This is a genomic window from Ihubacter sp. rT4E-8 (assembly GCF_049852125.1).
Classification (GTDB): Bacteria; Bacillota; Clostridia; order Peptostreptococcales; family Anaerovoracaceae; genus Senimuribacter.
Window position 1 is genome coordinate 1,251,313 of the sequence record NZ_CP187532.1, and the last position, 17,932, is coordinate 1,269,244.

Annotated in this window: 16 protein-coding genes; 9 read left to right on the top strand and 7 right to left on the bottom strand. The window is 42.7% G+C overall.

Annotation, left to right across the window (positions count from 1 at the left end; translation table 11 throughout):
* Positions 1-23: 23 nt before the first annotated feature.
* Positions 24-989: a DUF4037 domain-containing protein gene (locus ACPW7J_RS06265; protein ID WP_425757255.1), complete on the bottom strand. Its 966-nt coding sequence runs from the start codon at positions 987-989 to the stop codon at positions 24-26.
* Positions 986-1,849 (bottom strand): tetratricopeptide repeat protein, encoded by an 864-nt coding sequence (locus ACPW7J_RS06270; RefSeq protein ID WP_425757257.1) that lies wholly within the window; start codon positions 1,847-1,849, stop codon positions 986-988. Before ACPW7J_RS06270 ends, ACPW7J_RS06265 begins: the two co-directional genes overlap by 4 nt.
* Before the next feature lie 229 nt (positions 1,850-2,078).
* Between ACPW7J_RS06270 and ACPW7J_RS06275 the strand changes: the two genes are divergently transcribed.
* Together ACPW7J_RS06275 and rbr are read left to right on the top strand one after the other, a co-directional pair.
* On the top strand, positions 2,079-2,855 hold the full coding sequence (locus ACPW7J_RS06275) for an arginine deiminase family protein (protein WP_161875373.1): 777 nt from the start codon (positions 2,079-2,081) through the stop codon (positions 2,853-2,855).
* Between the two features lie 97 nt (positions 2,856-2,952).
* Positions 2,953-3,555 (top strand): rubrerythrin, encoded by a 603-nt coding sequence (gene rbr / locus ACPW7J_RS06280; protein ID WP_161875374.1) that lies wholly within the window; start codon positions 2,953-2,955, stop codon positions 3,553-3,555.
* Between the two features lie 582 nt (positions 3,556-4,137).
* Here the strand turns inward: rbr and ACPW7J_RS06285 are convergent.
* Entirely contained in the window at positions 4,138-4,329 is a 192-nt protein-coding gene (locus ACPW7J_RS06285) for a (2Fe-2S)-binding protein (protein ID WP_161875375.1), read from the bottom strand.
* A 423-nt stretch (positions 4,330-4,752) separates the two neighbouring features.
* On the opposite strand from ACPW7J_RS06285, the gene ACPW7J_RS06290 reads away from it, so the two are divergent.
* Both ACPW7J_RS06290 and pyk read left to right on the top strand, forming a co-directional pair.
* Positions 4,753-5,169, top strand: a complete 417-nt coding sequence (locus ACPW7J_RS06290) for a hypothetical protein (protein ID WP_425757259.1) — start codon at positions 4,753-4,755, stop codon at positions 5,167-5,169.
* Positions 5,170-5,640: 471 nt separating this feature from the next.
* Positions 5,641-7,071, top strand: a complete 1,431-nt coding sequence (pyk, locus tag ACPW7J_RS06295) for a pyruvate kinase (RefSeq protein ID WP_161875377.1) — start codon at positions 5,641-5,643, stop codon at positions 7,069-7,071.
* A 103-nt stretch (positions 7,072-7,174) separates the two neighbouring features.
* Here the strand turns inward: pyk and spoVG are convergent, their stop codons facing one another.
* Together spoVG and purR are read right to left on the bottom strand one after the other, a co-directional pair.
* Positions 7,175-7,453 (bottom strand): septation regulator SpoVG, encoded by a 279-nt coding sequence (gene spoVG, locus ACPW7J_RS06300; RefSeq protein WP_161875378.1) that lies wholly within the window; start codon positions 7,451-7,453, stop codon positions 7,175-7,177.
* Positions 7,454-7,534: 81 nt separating this feature from the next.
* Positions 7,535-8,344, bottom strand: coding sequence for a pur operon repressor (gene purR, locus ACPW7J_RS06305; RefSeq protein ID WP_161875379.1), 810 nt, complete (start codon positions 8,342-8,344; stop codon positions 7,535-7,537).
* A 282-nt stretch (positions 8,345-8,626) separates the two neighbouring features.
* Between purR and murC the strand changes: the two genes are divergently transcribed.
* From murC to mfd, 5 genes are read left to right on the top strand one after another with little or no spacing between them, the layout of a single operon-like run.
* Positions 8,627-10,003 (top strand): UDP-N-acetylmuramate--L-alanine ligase, encoded by a 1,377-nt coding sequence (gene murC / locus ACPW7J_RS06310; protein WP_161875380.1) that lies wholly within the window; start codon positions 8,627-8,629, stop codon positions 10,001-10,003.
* 16 nt (positions 10,004-10,019) lie between these two features.
* The gene (locus ACPW7J_RS06315) at positions 10,020-10,712 is read left to right on the top strand and encodes a UDP-N-acetylglucosamine diphosphorylase (RefSeq protein WP_425757262.1); all 693 of its coding nucleotides are present in this window, start codon (positions 10,020-10,022) and stop codon (positions 10,710-10,712) included.
* 35 nt (positions 10,713-10,747) lie between these two features.
* Positions 10,748-11,698, top strand: a complete 951-nt coding sequence (locus ACPW7J_RS06320; RefSeq protein ID WP_161875382.1) for a ribose-phosphate diphosphokinase — start codon at positions 10,748-10,750, stop codon at positions 11,696-11,698.
* Between the two features lie 26 nt (positions 11,699-11,724).
* Complete coding sequence (pth, locus tag ACPW7J_RS06325) at positions 11,725-12,336, top strand: aminoacyl-tRNA hydrolase (protein WP_425757264.1); 612 nt, start codon at positions 11,725-11,727, stop codon at positions 12,334-12,336.
* Complete coding sequence (mfd, locus tag ACPW7J_RS06330; RefSeq protein ID WP_161875384.1) at positions 12,326-15,751, top strand: transcription-repair coupling factor; 3,426 nt, start codon at positions 12,326-12,328, stop codon at positions 15,749-15,751. The genes pth and mfd overlap by 11 nt, the downstream gene beginning before the upstream one ends.
* A 274-nt stretch (positions 15,752-16,025) precedes the next feature.
* Here the strand turns inward: mfd and ACPW7J_RS06335 are convergent, their stop codons facing one another.
* Both ACPW7J_RS06335 and ACPW7J_RS06340 read right to left on the bottom strand, forming a co-directional pair.
* Positions 16,026-17,267 carry an IS256 family transposase gene (locus ACPW7J_RS06335; RefSeq protein ID WP_425755462.1) on the bottom strand — a complete coding sequence of 414 codons (1,242 nt, stop codon included), beginning with the start codon at positions 17,265-17,267 and terminating at the stop codon, positions 16,026-16,028.
* 99 nt (positions 17,268-17,366) lie between these two features.
* Complete coding sequence (locus tag ACPW7J_RS06340; protein WP_161875385.1) at positions 17,367-17,858, bottom strand: stage V sporulation T C-terminal domain-containing protein; 492 nt, start codon at positions 17,856-17,858, stop codon at positions 17,367-17,369.
* Positions 17,859-17,932: the final 74 nt, after the last annotated feature.

Below are 17,932 nucleotides of genomic sequence, written 5' to 3' on the forward strand. Positions count from 1 at the left end.
TTGGGGTAAACAGGGGATTAGATTCAGTTGTTACAGTCAAACATCGGAGGCATACGCCGTAGCTGTGGGTCCTTGATGCCATCCATGATACTGGAAAGATGATCTTGCAGGAAATCACTGTTGACAAAAGAGAAATTTTGTCTGTTCAATTCACATGCTGTAAGATGACAGATTTGTTCCGTAAGATCAAAGGCTTTCTGCCGGGCTTTTTCCAAACGTCTCTTATTTATCATATCCATAAGGCATTCCGCGCTTTCGGAAAGCAGCGCGGTAATATCTGCCGCCAGCAGGGGAAGATTACTCAGACCATGATAAGCCCATTTATAGAAGGGCATATACTGCCGATTAAGTAAGTAGATCATGGATAGTGTGGATTCCGTGAATCTGGATAAAGAGAGCAGCGCCGCTACGGCGTCGCCTCTGCGGATAACGCGCAGCAGGTTGTATTGTCCAGCTTGAGACATAACCGCAGCGCGAGCCGCTAACTTTTTACGTAACACGTCTTCCGGATAGAATTGCAGAAGATGTTGGCGTATGCTGGTAAAGATTTTCGCATCATCTCTGAAGACTTCTCCGTTGGTAGCTGCCGCAAGCTGATTTTCCGGCGTTAGAAGCCAGTCCAGATTGCTTGCGGGAGAACCGTCCGGGTTTCCGGTGAAGCGGGCATAAAAACTGCTGATTTTCATAACGCCCAAACGGTCCTTTGCGATGATATTATCGCGGGAAAAGCCTTGAAATAAGAAAGGAAGCTGGTCATATGCCTGCTGCAGAGCAGCGCCGTAATTCGCAAAGTCTTCGTCAGAGAGCCAGATGCAGAAGCCAGGGGCGAAGTCATGATCCTGAGAAATATCGTCATCAAAACCGAAGCACTGAGAACCTTCTCCTGCCAGTCCAACAGCAGCTCGAACAGATAATTCGGGCGCAACGGATTCTATCATTTCCTGTCCATAGGCTTCATAGTAATTACGAGACAGGGTTAAACCTTTCATAAGCTGATCCTTTCTTTGATCGCCTGTGCCTCGGCGCGATATGCAACGGCCTCTTTTTCCAGCTTTAAAGCGTCACAGCACAGTGCGGCGTTATCACATAAAACGGCATAGCTAAGGGTATTACTGCCGAAGTCTCGCTCTGTCAGAGACATAGCTTCTCTAAAATGCGAGAGGGCAGCAGCAAAACGGGTTTCTTTGAATGCAATCTCACCCAGAGTGCAAACCGCAGCGCTGTAATGTACATCCTCTTTTCCGCTTTCCTTCGTAAATATGGAAATAGCCTTTTCTGCCGAAGTCTTTGCTTCAGGAAGGCGATTTGACGCCAGATATATGTTTGCTAAATTGGCATAGGTAATAGCTTGCTCGATGGCGCTTTCGGATAATTGCTCCAGGATTGCCAGCGCTTTGTGAAGGTTTTTTTCTGCGTGGTCGTACTGTCCTAAATCCTGATAGATAAAGCAGATGTTATTATATAAGGTGGCCAAGCGGTAATCAATGGTAAATCCAGCGGCCTGAAAGATGTCGGCAGCCTGTTTATAAAGAGATAATGCTTTTTCCTTATCTCCGGTCATGGTGTAAGTCGTCGCGTAATTCATCAGAGTAGTACCGTGATGCTCGCTGCCGGTCAGACCAAGCTGGTCAATATAATGAAGGGCCTTCTCGTAGAGCGCGATCCCTTCTTTATATTGACTGGTAACACGACAGTAGCCGCCGAGCTCACTGCATATCGCAATTGCCGAGCCGAAATCTTTTTGATCTTCTGCCTCAGCCAGAGACCTTTTCATGTATTGTTCGGCTTGCTGCATTTCTTTTTGGGCAAAGAGCTCATCCAAGCGCTGAAAGAAATTATTTATGTTCATAATAAAACGCCTCCTGAATTCCATGGTTTATCTTAGTGTCTATACCACCATAAGGATGAGAAATAACAGGAATTTTTCTTATAGAGGCAGATCACAGAGATTTTAATCATACCATGGCATACAGGAATTTCTGGTCCTTTTTATTGACTGTGTTGAAAATATAATATATAATATTTTTTATTAAGGGCAGTACGGATGTTTCTACTGACCGCAAGAGAGGAGTATCATTATGAAAAAGTTTAATCACGTTATCGTAAGAAGACCGTGCAAAGCGATTAAGGACGGCATTTCCGGCGGAGATTATCCGGGTATTCCGGATTACAAATTGGCGCTGAGGCAGCACGATGCATATATTGAAGCGTTAAAACAGTGCGATGTAGACGTGACAGTACTGGAAGCCGACGAGAGATATCCTGACTCCTGCTTTGTAGAAGATCCGGCGTTGATTACCAGAAAGTGTGCTATTATCACGAATCCTGGTACGGAATCCAGAAATGGAGAGAAGGAAGAAATCATCGGCGCTGTAAAAAAGTTTTTTTCTGACGACCAAATTGAGCATATTAAAGCTCCGGGAACGTTGGAAGGCGGCGACGTTATGATGGTAGGCGATCACTTCTATGTGGGCCGCAGCGGCAGAACGAATGAAGAAGGTATCCGGCAACTGACAGAAATTCTGGCAAAGTATGATATGACCTGTTCAGAAGTCAAACTGGAGAAGGTGCTGCACCTGAAGACGGGTGTAAATTATCTGGAGGATAACAATATGCTGGTGAGCGGAGAATTTGTGGAGAAAGCGGATTTTGCTCAGTACAACAAAGTTGTGATTCCAGAAGATGAAGCCTATGCGGCAAACTGCATCTGGGTTAACGATACTGTAATCGTACCAGAGGGTTATCCGGCAGTGTTGAAAGCGGTACAGGATTTAGGATACAAAACAATAGTGGTAGACACTTCTGAGTACAGAAAGATTGACGGAGGGTTATCCTGTCTGTCTTTAAGATTCTGAAAAATTTGATCGCGGCATTTTTCTTCTCTCACGCATATCTTTATTAACTTGGTGAATACTAGTAGATATCTAGTGCTTTGAAATAGGAGGAGGAAAGATGTCAGTAGATTTTAACATGAGTGAAACGAAGACCAATTTGATGCGTGCTTTTGCAGGTGAAAGCCAGGCCAGAAACCGTTATACCTTTGCGGCTGCGCAGGCAAAACAGGCAAAGCTCCATGTGGTGGAAGCTATTTTTACCTATACGGCTGATCAGGAAAAAGAGCATGCTGAAGTGTTTTACAATCATCTGAAAGAAATGGCCGGAGAGAGTATTCAAATCGATGGAGGCTATCCAGTGGATATTACAGATTCTATCGTGCAATTGCTTCGTTATGCGCAGCACAACGAATATGAGGAATACGATGATGCTTATCAGGCCTTTGGAAATAAAGCAATGGAAGAAGGTTTCCCAAGAATTGCGAACTCTTTTCATCAGATTGCGCAGATTGAAAAGACGCATGGAGACAGATTCGGCGTTTTAGCAGATTTGCTGGAACAGAATAAGTTGTTTGTTTCCGATGTTCAGTGCAAATGGATATGCCTTAATTGTGGGCATATTATGGAGACTACGCAGGCGCCGCAAAAATGTCCTGTGTGCGAGCATGATCAGGGATACTTTATCCGACTGGAATTTGCTCCATACGCCTGTGGTAAATAAACAGGCGGAATAAAGGATGAGTGCAAGCTTATATCGGAGAATGTAAATAGTTCTGCGTAAACCGAATAATCAAGGTATATATCCTTCTGAATCAATGATAGAATGAAATTGAGTCAGAAGGATATTTTTATGGTAAGAAGAAAATTATCACCAGAAAGAAAAGAATGCATCAACCGCCTATATGTATTTACTTCAAATATCCGGCAGAAATCCGCAAAATCATTTATACGACTAATTCCATTGAGAATGAGACTGTGAAAAAAAGTCGTTCTTCTTTCCGGTACATAGGGAGATTTCAGATTTGCTTTGAGTATTGCTTAATTTCTTTATTGATCTGATTTGTTGCCGCCGTTTTGGTGCATCAATACAAGTTAAGTTTATCAGATGTTGATTATAGGAACTGCAAGCCATTTTGCAGATGTTCAATTCTATTTGAGTTGCAATTTACAGTTTAAGCATAAGTTATTTTTGATAAAGCACAATAAGCTTCAGTTTAAATTCGTAATTGTAACGCATAGACAAAACCCCCTCTACTGGTTTTATCCAGTAAAGGGGGCATATCATATGGGTTGCGCTCATTTTTTATTCGGACAGGACATCATCCAAAATCATCTGAAGGTCTTCCCGGCAGCCTCCGCACTTATTCCCGACCTTGGCTGTTTCACAAAGTTCTTTTAGAGTGGTTATACCTGTTTCACGTATAATGTCCTCAATCTGCCCTCTGGTAGTGTGATAGCAGAGGCAAACTTCATAGTCTCTTGATGTTTTATCCATATTTTCTCCTTCTTTATAGTGCATTATCGTTTGTTACACATCGGCTCTGTCTTCGCTTTCAGCTCGCCTTGCCGTAGAATGCCACGGAGCAAAGCTCCTGCACTCCTGACATGAGACCTGCCGCGCTTCCACCTGCGCCTGTGGCTTGTCGATCAGCGGGCTAGGGCTTCATTGCCGTGTGTAGACATTATGCCATAAGCACTAAGCTCTGTCTGCGCCTTTCAGCTTGCCAATCGCTAAGTGTTCTGGGCATCTGTTACACATCGGCTCTGTCTTCGCTTTCAGCTCGCCAGTCGCCGTGTGTAGACATTATACCACAAAATTGGGTGGAATTATCACAGCTTCTTCACATAAAGGAAATAAAAAATATATATAATTGGGATAAAATAAAAGAAAGCTGAGAAATTAGGGAGGCGTGGCATTATGAATGGCTTCAGATATAAAATATATAGATTCATGCAGGGCAGGAGAGGCATTGATCAGTTTGATAGATTTCTTTTAGTTGCCGCTTTGGTTATGATGCTGGGCTCTATGTTTTTTGGATGGATACGCATTATATATGTTTTTTTATACTATGTAGGATTGGTCTTGTTCATTTATGCCTATTTTCGTGCATTTTCTCGTAATCTCTACAAGAGAGAAATGGAAAATAACTGGTATTTGGCGATGAAGTATAAGCTTACTAAAGGAAAGTCTCTAAGACAGAGACGTTACGAACGCAGTATTTATACCTATTTTAAATGTCCGGGATGTGGGCAGAAAATGCGAGCGCCGAAGGGAAAAGGGACAATTAAGGTAACATGTCATCAGTGTAATACGGAATTCAACAGGAAGGTGTAAAGTCCACGTCTGATAATGAGAAAAGATCATATGAGGCTTTCGAAAGGATTGGTATTACAGAGTATACAGTAATAGAGTACAAAGCGGTATTTACCAGTGCTGAGGAGTTGCTGGTATGCTTTGGACTGATACCAGGACAGTGTGACCGTGGTGTTGTGTAAAGAGATCGCAAATGCAGATGATATAGAATTAGTTAATTTTCATCCTAATAATCCTAATAGAAATATAGCGACACTGTCGCTTTCTAAAGGAGATTTTATCAATTTTCTCAATTATGTAGGATGTCCGGTGATCTGGGAGGATTGCAGGGTTTCGCGAGAGTATTTGTGTTTTGATGTGAGCTAAGAAGATTCATGAGACTTTGAGGCTCTTTTTGTATTTTGAGGTATAATGAATTTGATTGCTTCGGTGTGAGATAAGGAGAAGATCGGAGTAGCATTAGGAATTTGCAAGTTTTAGAAAGGAAATACTATGAGGAAAACGAAAATTGTTTGTACGATTGGACCGGCGTCCAGAGAACCTGAAATTTTGAAAGAGATGCTGCAGGCAGGTATGAATGTGGCTCGCGTTAATTTTTCTCACGGCACACATGACGAGCACAGAGAGACGATTAAGATTTTTCGACAGATACGTGATCAGATGGGAATACCTGCTGCTGTTTTGCTAGATACAAAGGGACCAGAAATTCGTGTTCGTGATTTTGAACGAGGAGAGGAGATTCTTGTTGATGGACAGGACTTTACTATTACAACCAGAGATGTCCAGGGAACAAAGGATATGGTTTCAGTTACCTATAAAGAACTGCCGAAGGAAGTCGTACCAGGAAACCTGGTATTGATCAACGATGGTAAAATTGTAGTGAAGGTTATGAAAACTACAGAAACAGACGTTGTCGGTAAAGTTATACATGGTGGGAAAATCAGTAATCACAAGGGTATCAATCTTCCCAATGTTAATTTAAACATGCAGTATATCAGTTCACAGGACAAAGAGGATATTTTGTTTGGCATTGAAAACGGAGTGGATTATATTGCGGCATCCTTTGTGAGAAGCGCTAACGATGTCAAGGCGGTGCGCCGACTGCTGGATGAGAATGGCGGTAAGGAAATTAAAGTGATTTCTAAGATTGAGAGTACCCAGGGAATTGAGAATTTTGAGGAAATATTACAGCTGTCTGACGGTATTATGGTGGCGCGAGGCGACATGGGCGTAGAGGTGGCGTATGAAAAATTACCAGGTATTCAGAAGCGATTCATTAAAAGATGCGTACAGTCAGGTAAAATCGTCATCACTGCAACGCAGATGCTGGAATCAATGATCACTAGTCCAATTCCTACACGGGCGGAAATTACCGACGTAGCTAATGCCGTTTTTGATGGTACAACGGCAGTTATGCTTTCCGGAGAAACCGCTGCCGGAAGGTTTCCTGTAGAAGCTGTAAAAGCTATGGCAAAAATTACAGCACAGGCAGAGGAGGATCAGCTTTCCAGAAACGGACGGGAACAGATCTGGCATGAAATGGATGCGCTGGACGTAACGAATGCAGTGGGACATGCTGCATGCACATTGGCAAAGGATATTAAGGCCGGCGCTATCATGGCAATAACGAAAACGGGTTACACGGCTAAACGGATGTCAAAATTTCGTCCGGCCATCATGATTATTGGTGCAACACCATATGAGAAAACATATCATCAATTGTCTTTGGTATGGGGTGTGTGCCCGATTATGGCAAATTACAGGTATGAAATTGAGGAACTGTTTTGTCATTGTGCTAATAAAGCTATTGAGGCAGAATTGATCAAAAATGGTGATAAGGTGGTTATCACAGCCGGCTTGCCGGTAGACGTACCGGGTAATACGAATATCATTCGTGTGATGGAGGCAACGTCTGAGATATAGATATCCTTCATAAAATGAAAAGGGGTCTGTGGCAGCCGGGTTTTTAACCTGCTGTCATAGACCCATGTAGTCAAATACTTAAGAAATGCCTGAGTAGGATACGCTATTCAATTTCTGTATCCTTTTCTGATAGTACCTTTTCGTATTCCGTAAAGATTGCGTCCTTGATTTTATTCCTCGTTTCAGAGAGCAGAGGATGTGCAATATCTCTAAAATCGCCTTCGCCCATTTTACGGCTAGGCATGGCGATAAATAAGCCGTTCTGACCCTCTATGATCTTAATGTCGTGGACGACGAATTCATCATCAAAGGTGATGGAAACGACTGCTTTCATCTTGCCCTCATCGCTAATCTTGCGGATTCTTACATCAGTTATGTTCATGACATGACCACCTTTCTCGCATCAGATGCTTAAAGATAATCATATTATACAACATTTTACAGTAGCGATCAACAAAAATTGCTAAAATATCTGATAATTAGGAGTTGCCTCTATGTGACGCTTTTCTTCATCCACATCGCCCAAGAAAAGAATAGGTGTGTAATCTTCAATCCGTTTTTTTACGGGAAGAACGCTGGCAATCGCGATGCCTGTACCGACAACGGATACATCGAATTCAGACAGAATATCAGCGATGCCTCGTGTGCTCCCGCCTCCGCGCATAAAATCATCAATAATAATAGCTTTTGAGCCTGGAACAATGGCCCGTTTTGAAATGGACATCTTCTGTACTCTGTCATAAGAGCCGGAGAAGTAATTGATACTTACGGTAGAGCCTTCAGAGACTTTTGCTTCCCGGCGAATGATTACCAGAGGCAGATTCAACTGCCAGGCCGTTTTTGCTGCGAGGGGAATACCCTTTGTTTCAACGGTTGCGATATAGTTCGCGCCTCGATCCTTGAATTTTTTCGCAAAGATTACGGAGAGCCGGTTGATCAAATGCATATCAAACATAATGTCCGATGTATATAAAAAACCGCCGCCCAAAATCCGGCTGCTGTCGCAGATACGCGTACAAAATTCTTCTTGCAGAGCAATAAGCTGGGCTTCATTGATATCAGGTACAAAACGGACGCCGCCTCTTGCGCCGGAAATAGTTTCAATAAAGCCGGTTCCTGTAGCACGTACAGATGCATCGGCTAAATTGATATCTTCACTGATGCTGGATTTGGCAGCTCCAAAGGCCTCACAAAAATATTGCAGGGAATATAGCTTGCTGGGTGTGTCGGTCAAGGTCTTGATCATTGCGCCGACTCGTTCAGTTCTTTTCATAGGGTGCACCTCCACACCTATCTTACCATAGAATAGAAGAAAGGAGAAGAATTTTAAAAAATAATTTGGATTTCTTGTCCATTTCTGTTCTGGTTATGGTATAATATCTACACACAGCAAGACAAGCTGAAAGTGAAAGTAAAGACAGAGGTTAGCGCTTATGGCGTAGTAACTCAATATAATTCAGAATATAATCAAAGTTTCCAATGTATGTCATTGGAACTTTCGTGCCAGAATAGATAAGACAAGAGACAGATTTAAGTGTTTGGAGGAAATGAACAGATGATTCAGCTATCATGTTATAAAAATATACACTGCATCGGCATCGGAGGCGTAGGCTTATCTGCCATCGCAGAGATTTTGCTTTCCAGAGGATATAACGTGTCGGGATCAGATATGAAGCAGTCAGAGATTACCGATAAACTGGAAAAGCACGGAGTGAAGATTTATATAGGCCATAGAGCAGAAAATGTAGAAGAAGCAGATCTGATCGTATACTCTGCAGCCATTGCGGAGGAAAACCCAGAAATTATCAGGGCAAGAGAGAGGAATATTCCTCTGGCGAGCAGAGCAGAGGTTTTGGGAACATTGATGGATGATTTTGAAAATAGCATCGCCATTAGCGGTACCCATGGGAAAACTACAACGACCTCTATGGTTTCTTTGATTTTAGAGCATGCCGGATTGGAGCCGACTATTTTAGTTGGAGGAAATTTGGCAGAGATTGGCGGCAATGTTAAAGTAGGGAATGGACAGTATTTCGTGACCGAAGCCTGTGAATACAGAGACAGCTTTCTGCAGCTTCGTCCAAGGATTGAGGTAATTCTTAATATCGATTCAGATCATTTGGACTATTTTAAAGATATTGAACATATCGTTAGCTCTTTTGATAAGTTTGCGAAGGCTGTGCCGGAGGGAGGCAAGCTGATAGCTTATGATGCCAATCCCTTTGTGAGCCGGGTAATCAGTGATATTCCATCAGCGATTACCTATGGATATGGACAGGGATGTACGTACCGAATTGCCGATGTGTCCTTTGACGGAAACGGCATGCCGTCTTTTGACGTGTTCTACATTGGAGAGAAACTGGGCAGAGTGAAGCTTTGCGTACCAGGCGAACATAATATTCTCAATGCTGTAGGCGCGTTTGCCTGCTGTCACCAGTTAGGCGTTGATCCTCAAGTGATCATTGACACACTGGACAAGTTCAAAGGAACGCAGCGGCGTTTTGACATCATAGGAACCACGCAGAACGGCGTTAAGCTGGTAGACGATTATGCACATCATCCAACGGAGATCAAGGCTACGCTGTCCGCTGCCCATAATATTCCCCATGAGAAGCTTTGGTGCTTGTTCCAGCCACATACCTATACCAGAACATTGGCTCTGTTTGATGAGTTTGCGGAAGCGTTTACTGATGCTGACGTGTTGATTCTGGCTGAAATCTATGCGGCCAGAGAGAAAAACATTTATAAAATTTCTTCTGCGGAGCTTGCTGAGGAAATTAAGAGAGTGCATCCGGAAAAGAAGGTCTATTATATGGATACCTTTGAGGATATTGCAAATTATGTCAGCAGAAACGCTTCAGAAGGCGATTTGGTTATTACTATGGGTGCGGGAGATATTTATAAAGTAGGCGAAATGATCATCAATCAGTAAAATGTGAGGTGTTGAGATGGATTTTAAGGATTATCAAAAACAAGAAGATGCACGGATTGCCATTTGCATCGGGCATTTAGAGGCAGGCGTAAATTTTGTTGATATTCGTACTGCGTATATTGACGAAAATGTGAAGATTGGCGCAGGAACGGTTATTGGGCCGTGCGTGACGTTGGAGGGGAATACGATTATCGGTAAAAATTGCTGTATTTTACAAAATAGCAGGATCGAAAACTCTGTCGTTGGCGATGGAGTAGAAATCCAGTCTTCTGTCGTGGTAGAAAGTGAGATAGGAGAGGGAACCAAAGTAGGACCATTCGCATACCTGAGACCGGGAAGCCGAATTGGGAAGGATTGTAAAGTCGGCGATTTTGTTGAAGTTAAGAATTCATCTTTTGGAGATGGTTCAAAAGCGTCACATTTGACCTATATTGGAGATTCTGATGTAGGCAGGGACGTTAATATAGGTTGCGGCGTAGTTTTTGTAAACTACGACGGAACGCATAAGCACCGGACGACTGTAGGGGACAGTGCATTTATCGGATGTAATACAAATTTGGTTTCTCCGGTGAAGGTAGAAGACGGCGCTTATATTGCGGCAGGCAGCACAGTAACGGAAGACGTACCGGAGGACGCACTGTGCATTGCTAGAGCAAGACAGAAAAACATCAGGGGATGGGCTGCTGAGAAGGGATTATACAGAAAGTAATTTTTAGCTATCAAGAAAGAAGAGGTGTACAAACAATGAAGAACGGCGCATTTTCAGATTATAAGGTGTTTTCAGGGAACTCGCACACTGAACTTGCAGAAGAAATTGCATCCATCATGGGAAAACCGCTGGGCAAAGCGACTGTAACAAAATTCAGTGACGGAGAGATTTCCGTAAATATCTGGGAGTCTGTAAGAGGTATCGATGTGTACATCGTACAGCCTACTTGCAAACCGGTTAACGATAATCTGATGGAGCTTTTGATCATGATTGATGCGATGAAGAGAGCGTCAGCAGGCAGAATCAATGCGGTACTGCCATATTACGGTTATGCCAGACAGGACAGAAAAGCGAAGGCCAGAGATCCAATCACAGCTAAGTTAGTGGCAGATCTGATCGTAGCGGCGGGCGCTGACAGAGTATTGACTATGGATCTTCACGCAAATCAGATCCAGGGTTATTTCAATATTCCGGTGGATCATCTGGTAGGTATGCCAATTCTGGCCAGATATTTTAAGGAAAAAGCTATGGATGATGTTGTCGTTGTATCTCCTGATCACGGAAGCGTAACCAGAGCGAGAAGCATGGCGGAGTATCTGAATTGTCCGATTGCTATTGTAGATAAGCGCCGCCCGGAGCCTAACAAAAGCGAGATTATGAACATTATCGGAAATATTGAGGGAAAGAATTGTATCATTATTGACGATATGATCGATACGGCCGGAACCATTACGAATGCTGCAAACGCAATAAAGGATTTAGGAGCTACTGCCGTATATGCCTGTGCTACACATCCGGTACTTTCCGGACCGGCAGTAGAGCGGATTGAGAAATCAGCTATTGAGGAATTAGTGCTTCTGAATACGATACCGATGCCGGAAGAAAAGAAGATAGAGAAGATGCGTTTCTTATCTGTTGCGCCGATCTTTGCTGAGGCCATGACAAGAGTTTTCACAAACGGCTCTATCAGCAAATTGTTTGATTAATTTTGATAGAAGGAACATAGAATAGTATGTACGTAATAGCGGGACTGGGAAACCCAGGAAAAAAATATGCTCACACGAGACATAATATAGGGTTTATTACCATAGACCAGCTGGCGGAAAAACATAATATAAAAGTAGATAAGCTGAAATTTAAGGCCCTGGTCGGTGAGGGAAGGATCGCCGACCAGAAGGTTTTACTTGTGAAGCCGCAGACCTATATGAATCTGAGTGGCGAATCGCTTCGTGAAGTAATGCATTTCTATAAGCTGCCGCCAGAGCAATTGATTGTTATTTATGATGATATTGATCTTGAAGCAGGCGCGCTGCGTATTCGCAAGTTTGGCAGTGCCGGAACACATAACGGAATGCGGTCTGTTGTATATCAGATACAATCCGATCGGTTTCCAAGAATTCGTATAGGCATAGGCAAAAGCGAAAAAAAGGACTTGGTGGATTTTGTTATTGGCGGTTTTACGAAGGAGGAGGTTCCTGCTCTGGAAGAAGCTGTAACAAAGGCTGCTTGCGCTGTGGAATGCATTTTGGAGGATGGCATTGACAGGGCCATGAATCAGTATAATACTAAGAAAAAGTCCCTAAAAGACGAGAAAAAGGACGAGAAGAGGGAAGATGCAGAATAAGGGAATCATCAATATTTCGGGCATATCCGAAAGCAGGTGCGCACCAGTTATTTCTCATCTGTCAAAAGAAGAAGGACAAAGCTTGATTATTACAGCAACCGCTGCAAGAGCAAATAAACTGGCTTTGGATCTTTCTTTTTTTTCGCGGAAGGAGATTTTGGTGTTGCCGCCGGAAGATCAGATGTTTTTGCGCTTTGAGGCCAGAAACCATGATCTTCTAATAGAAAGACTGCGTGCATTGACTGCACTGAGAACAGGGAAGGACTGTATTGTCGTTGCCCCTGTTTCTGCTGCCGTAAAAAGGCTTATGCCGCATCGATACTTTGACAGCGCATCTATGACTTTGCATCTGGGCGATGATATAAATCCGGAACACGTTAAAGAGAGCCTGATAAGGATGGGATACGAGAGAATGGACCTAGTAGACAGTCGAGGGCAGTTCTCTATGCGCGGCGGTATCATTGACATTTTTACACCGGATGGTGAAAATCCATATCGAGTCGAACTATTTGATACAGAGGTGGATTCAATCAGAACCTTTGATATTGATACCCAAAGAAGTATAGATAATCTGCAGGCTATCACTATTTGTCCGGCAGAGGAACTGATAGTGGATATGGAGATTTTTAATGATTCTGCAGGAAGACTGCACAAGGCTTATTCCGCCCAGGTAAAGCGGTTGGCAAAGAAGGGTGATCATTGGCTGGATGCAGCGGAAAATCTTGAAAAGAGACGAGACGAATTGTGTGAATATATCACGAACGTGTCTAACCTGCCTCTGCTGGAAAACTATCTGCATTATTTCAGTGATGAGACAGAATACTTATGGGACTATATGAGTGGCGGTATGGTTGTCGTAGACGATCCGGATCGCGTCTGTGAATATCTGGATACCAGATCTGTGGAACTGCAGCAGGATTTTCAGGTGTTCTTAGAAAGAGGTCAGGCGGTTCCGGAGGATATGGTTCTTGCAGGTAGCAGGGATGACTTCTTACGCGTTTATAATTGCCGAACGGTTTATATATTAACGCCGTTTACCAAGAAGATCCGCGGCGTTAAAGCGCTGGATCGGGTTTGCAGTATCAAAAGCCGTCAGATGGTAGCCTTTAACGGCCGTATGGAATTGCTGGAAAGCGAGCTGAGGGAATACGTTAAGAAGAACTACCGGATTACCATTGCTTGTACGAGTAAGGAACGGATGGAGAATTTACAGGAATTCGTACAGCGTATTGGCTTAGATGGCAGAGTCGGGTTTGCCGAGGGAGCTCTTTCATCCGGTATGGACTTCCCGGATGAAAAATGTTGTTACATTAGTGAAAATGATATCTTTGCAGGACAAAAGACAGCGCGTCGTAAAAAGAAAAGAAAGACTCGAGCGGAGCAGATACAGTCCTTTTCCGATATAAAAACTGGAGATTTTGTGGTGCATGAAAACCATGGAATCGGAAGATTTTTGGGCTTAGAACAATTGACTGTCCAAGGTGAAAAGAAGGATTATCTGAAGATTAAATACGCTGGAAACGATCTGCTTTATGTGCCTGTAGAGCAGATGGATATTATTCAAAAATATATAGGATCTGATGGAGCGGCTCCCAAAGTCAACAAGCTGTCCGGCAGTGAGTGGAAGGCCGCTAAGGCCAAGGCTAAAGCTGCGATTGCGGAGATGGCAAAGGAATTGTTGGACTTATATGCCAGAAGGAAGATGCAAAGAGGCCATGCTTTCGGAGAGGATACAGTCTGGCAGAAGGAATTTGAGGACGCTTTTCCATATACGGAGACAGACGATCAATTGCGATGTATTGCTGAGATTAAGGAAGATATGGAACAGCCAGGGTCCATGGATCGTCTTCTGTGCGGCGATGTAGGATTTGGTAAGACTGAAGTGGCGGCAAGAGCTATGTTCAAATGCATTGCGGACGGAAAGCAGGCGGCGGTGTTGGTGCCGACTACAATTTTAGCAAATCAGCATTATTATACCTTAAAAGAACGTTTTGAACCGTTTCCTCTGAAGGTGGAGATGCTGTCAAGATTTAGATCGGCATCTAGACAGGAGGAAATCATTGATGAGCTTAAGAAAGGACAGGTGGACTTAATCATTGGTACGCATCGTTTGTTGTCAAAGGATGTGCAGTTTAAGGACTTGGGACTTCTTGTCATCGATGAGGAACAGCGTTTTGGTGTTGCACATAAAGAAAAGATCAAACAATTGAAAGAAAATGTGGATGTTCTTACGTTATCAGCGACACCGATACCGCGAACCCTGAATATGTCACTTACGGGAATCAAGGATATGAGCCTGATTGAAGAACCTCCGGAAGAACGATATCCTGTACAGACCTATGTACTGGAGCAGGATGACTCTATGATTCGTGAAATCATCAACAGAGAGTTGGATCGCGGCGGGCAGGTATTTGTAGTGTATAATCGCGTAAGAGGCATTAATAAGATTGCGGATACGATTCGCAGTTTGGTGCCGGACGCGAAGGTTGCCGTGGGTCATGGACAGATGAACGAGCATGCTTTGGAGGATGTGATGCTTGGCTTTATCAACGGCGAAAGCAATGTTTTGGTTGCTACTACGATTATTGAATCTGGCATTGATATTTCCAATGCCAACACGATGATTATTTTAGAAGCAGATAAGTATGGCTTATCACAGTTATACCAATTGCGCGGGAGAGTGGGTCGTTCCAACCGTATGGCATATGCGTATTTAATGTATCAAAAGGATAAGGTTTTGACAGAGATTGCAGAAAAGAGACTGAAGGCTGTACGAGAATTTACGGAGTTCGGCTCCGGATTCAAAGTGGCTATGCGAGACCTGGAAATTCGCGGAGCCGGAAACTTGTTAGGCAGCGAACAGAGCGGACATATGATGAACATTGGATATGAGTTATATTGTAAATTGGTGGATGATGCTGTTCGTAGTCTGCAGGGTGAAATAATCAATGAAAATAAGGAAGAAATTGTGGTTGAACTGATGGTGACAGCAAATATTCCCGGATGGTACATTGAGAATGAGGTATTAAAGCTTCAGATGTACAAAAAAATTGCTTCTGTTCGTACAGAAGATGATGAGGATGAGATGATTGACGAGCTGTTGGATCGTTTCGGTGATGTTCCGAGAGAGACATTAAATTTGATTCGAATCTCACGGATCAGAAGCTTGGCGGAGGAACTTGCTGTGACTAAGATTTACGAACAGCAGGGGAAAATCATTGTAGCCTTTGGTGAGAAAAATCCTCTGAACGGATATGCTTTGATGAACGTTACTGAGACTTTTGGTCAGAAGGCCTTTGTCCATGGCGGTGTAGAACCCTATATTCGTTTGTCCGTGAAGCCTATGGATAAGCTGCGAGATTGCGTTAAGCTACTGCAGATTTTGTATGATCAGAAAGCAGCCGGTCGAAAATAGGTCGTTTGGAAGCGAGCGTGTAGAAGCATCTTGAAATTAAAACAGTACCATACAGATAAATCAGAATTCGATGAGATTTCGAAGATAATCTGCATGGTACTTTTTATGTGTGGAGACTGTGAAAAAAAGTCTGTAAATTACCTTCTATGGTAATTTGAAACTATGAAACCTTTGAAATTTCAATAGTTCTTAGTTGAAAATAATATAATACATGTTTTTAGCCATGTCAAGGACTCCTTTCTCTGAAGGAGTCCTTGCATGCTTTTATTTTGTATTAAACAGGAAAACGATCCCCATACATGATGGAAAATTCTCCATAAACTTTACCCCAGTTTCTTAAAGACTGTGTCCATTTCTTCGTTGCTTGTAAGGTTGCAAGATACAGTGATTTCAATAGTGCCTTGTCGTTTGGGAATACTGTGCGCTGCCGATTCAATTTCTTGTAGGTACTGTTCAGACTTTCGATGGCATTCGTCGTATAAATCACCTTTCTCACATCTATAGAGAATTTGAAGATGGGCGTTAATACATCCCAGTTCTTCTCCCAGATCTTCATCGCGTTTGGATATTTATCATTCCACTTTTCTGTTACAATTTGCAATGCTTCATATCCTTGTTTCTCATCCGGTGCCAGATAGATTGATTTCAAATCTCCGGCAAAAGCTTTCATATCTTTGTAGGACACATATTTCAGCGTATTGCGTATTTGGTGTACAATGCATCTTTGATACTCCGTATCTGGATAGGCTGCTTGAATTGCTTCTTTGATCCCGCTAAGTCCATCTGCACAGATGACCATGATATCCTTGACTCCTCGATTTTTTAGGCTGTTTAGTACACCTAGCCAGTATTTGCTGCTCTCATTCTCTCCAATTTCAAGATGAATGACATCTTTCATCCCGTCCAGAGTATATCCTAAGATTACATAAGCTGCCAGTTTTCTAATCTGATTATCTTCCCTGACTGAAAAATGTACCGCATCAATGAAAATGATTGGGTAGATTTCGTCTAGAGGGCGTTTCTGCCAGTCATCAATTTCCTGCAGAATCTTATCTGTTACATCAGAGATAAAACCTTCACTACATTCGAATCCATAGATTTCTTCAATCTGTTCTGAGATTTGTCTTGTGGTAAGCCCTCTTGCATACATGCTGATGATTTTCTGATCAATCTCAGAGATATCCTTTTGACGCTTTTTTACTACCTGTGGTTCGAACGTACTGTTCCTGTCTTGTGGTACACTGATTTCAAACTCTCCATAGTTACTGCGTACTTTTTTAGATTTTGTACCATTGCGGTAATTATCGCTGTCACTGCGTTCATAGTTACCGTAGCCGAGATGTTCATCCATTTCAGCTTCCATCATGGATTTGATGGTGCCACCTAATAGGTCTTTTAAGGCCTCCTGAATATCATCTGCTGTTTCGATGTCGTATTCTTCCAGTAATGCTGCAATGATGTTCTTTTTTCCTTCTGTCAGTGGTTTTACCTTGTATACTTCCTTTTTCTTTGCCATTTTAAAAAGCCTCCTATGATAATTTGATTTTACCATAGAAGGCCTTTTTCTTTTACCTATTTACAGACTTTTTTTCACAGTCTCTATGTGTGAGATGGATTAATCGTAAATTTGTTTTGCGATAAATTCTGCGCCGATTTGTGCGGCCTTCATTTCGGCTTCGCCAAGCTCCTTGTTTTCTGAGGCCAAGACGGTAATAGAACCAATGGCGTCACCTTGTGCGAGAATAGGAACGATCAGTTTGCTGCCGCTTAGATATTTGTCTTTCGACTGGATGATATGATCCAGTTCTGTATCAATTTTGTCTCCAGAGAATTGACGTTTTTGTTTGCCTGAGGCGGCGATAAAGGTGTCTGTATCAGATACTGCTACAGTGCCTCCTAAAATGGAAGATGCCGTTTCTGCAAACTCTGTGGCAATCTGACTCATATCACCTACAGGCGAATACTTTTTGAGGATGATCTCTCCGTTTTCACTGGTATATATTTCTAGAGGATCTCCTTCTCTGATTCTGAGAATCCTTCTGATCTCCTTTGGAACGACTACTCTGCCTAAGTCGTCGATTCTTCTTACAATTCCAGTTGCTTTCATGTAATTAACTCTCCTTCTTAAAATGATTGTAAGACTAGTTTTTACATGGCAGAGAAAAATATACCGGAAATATG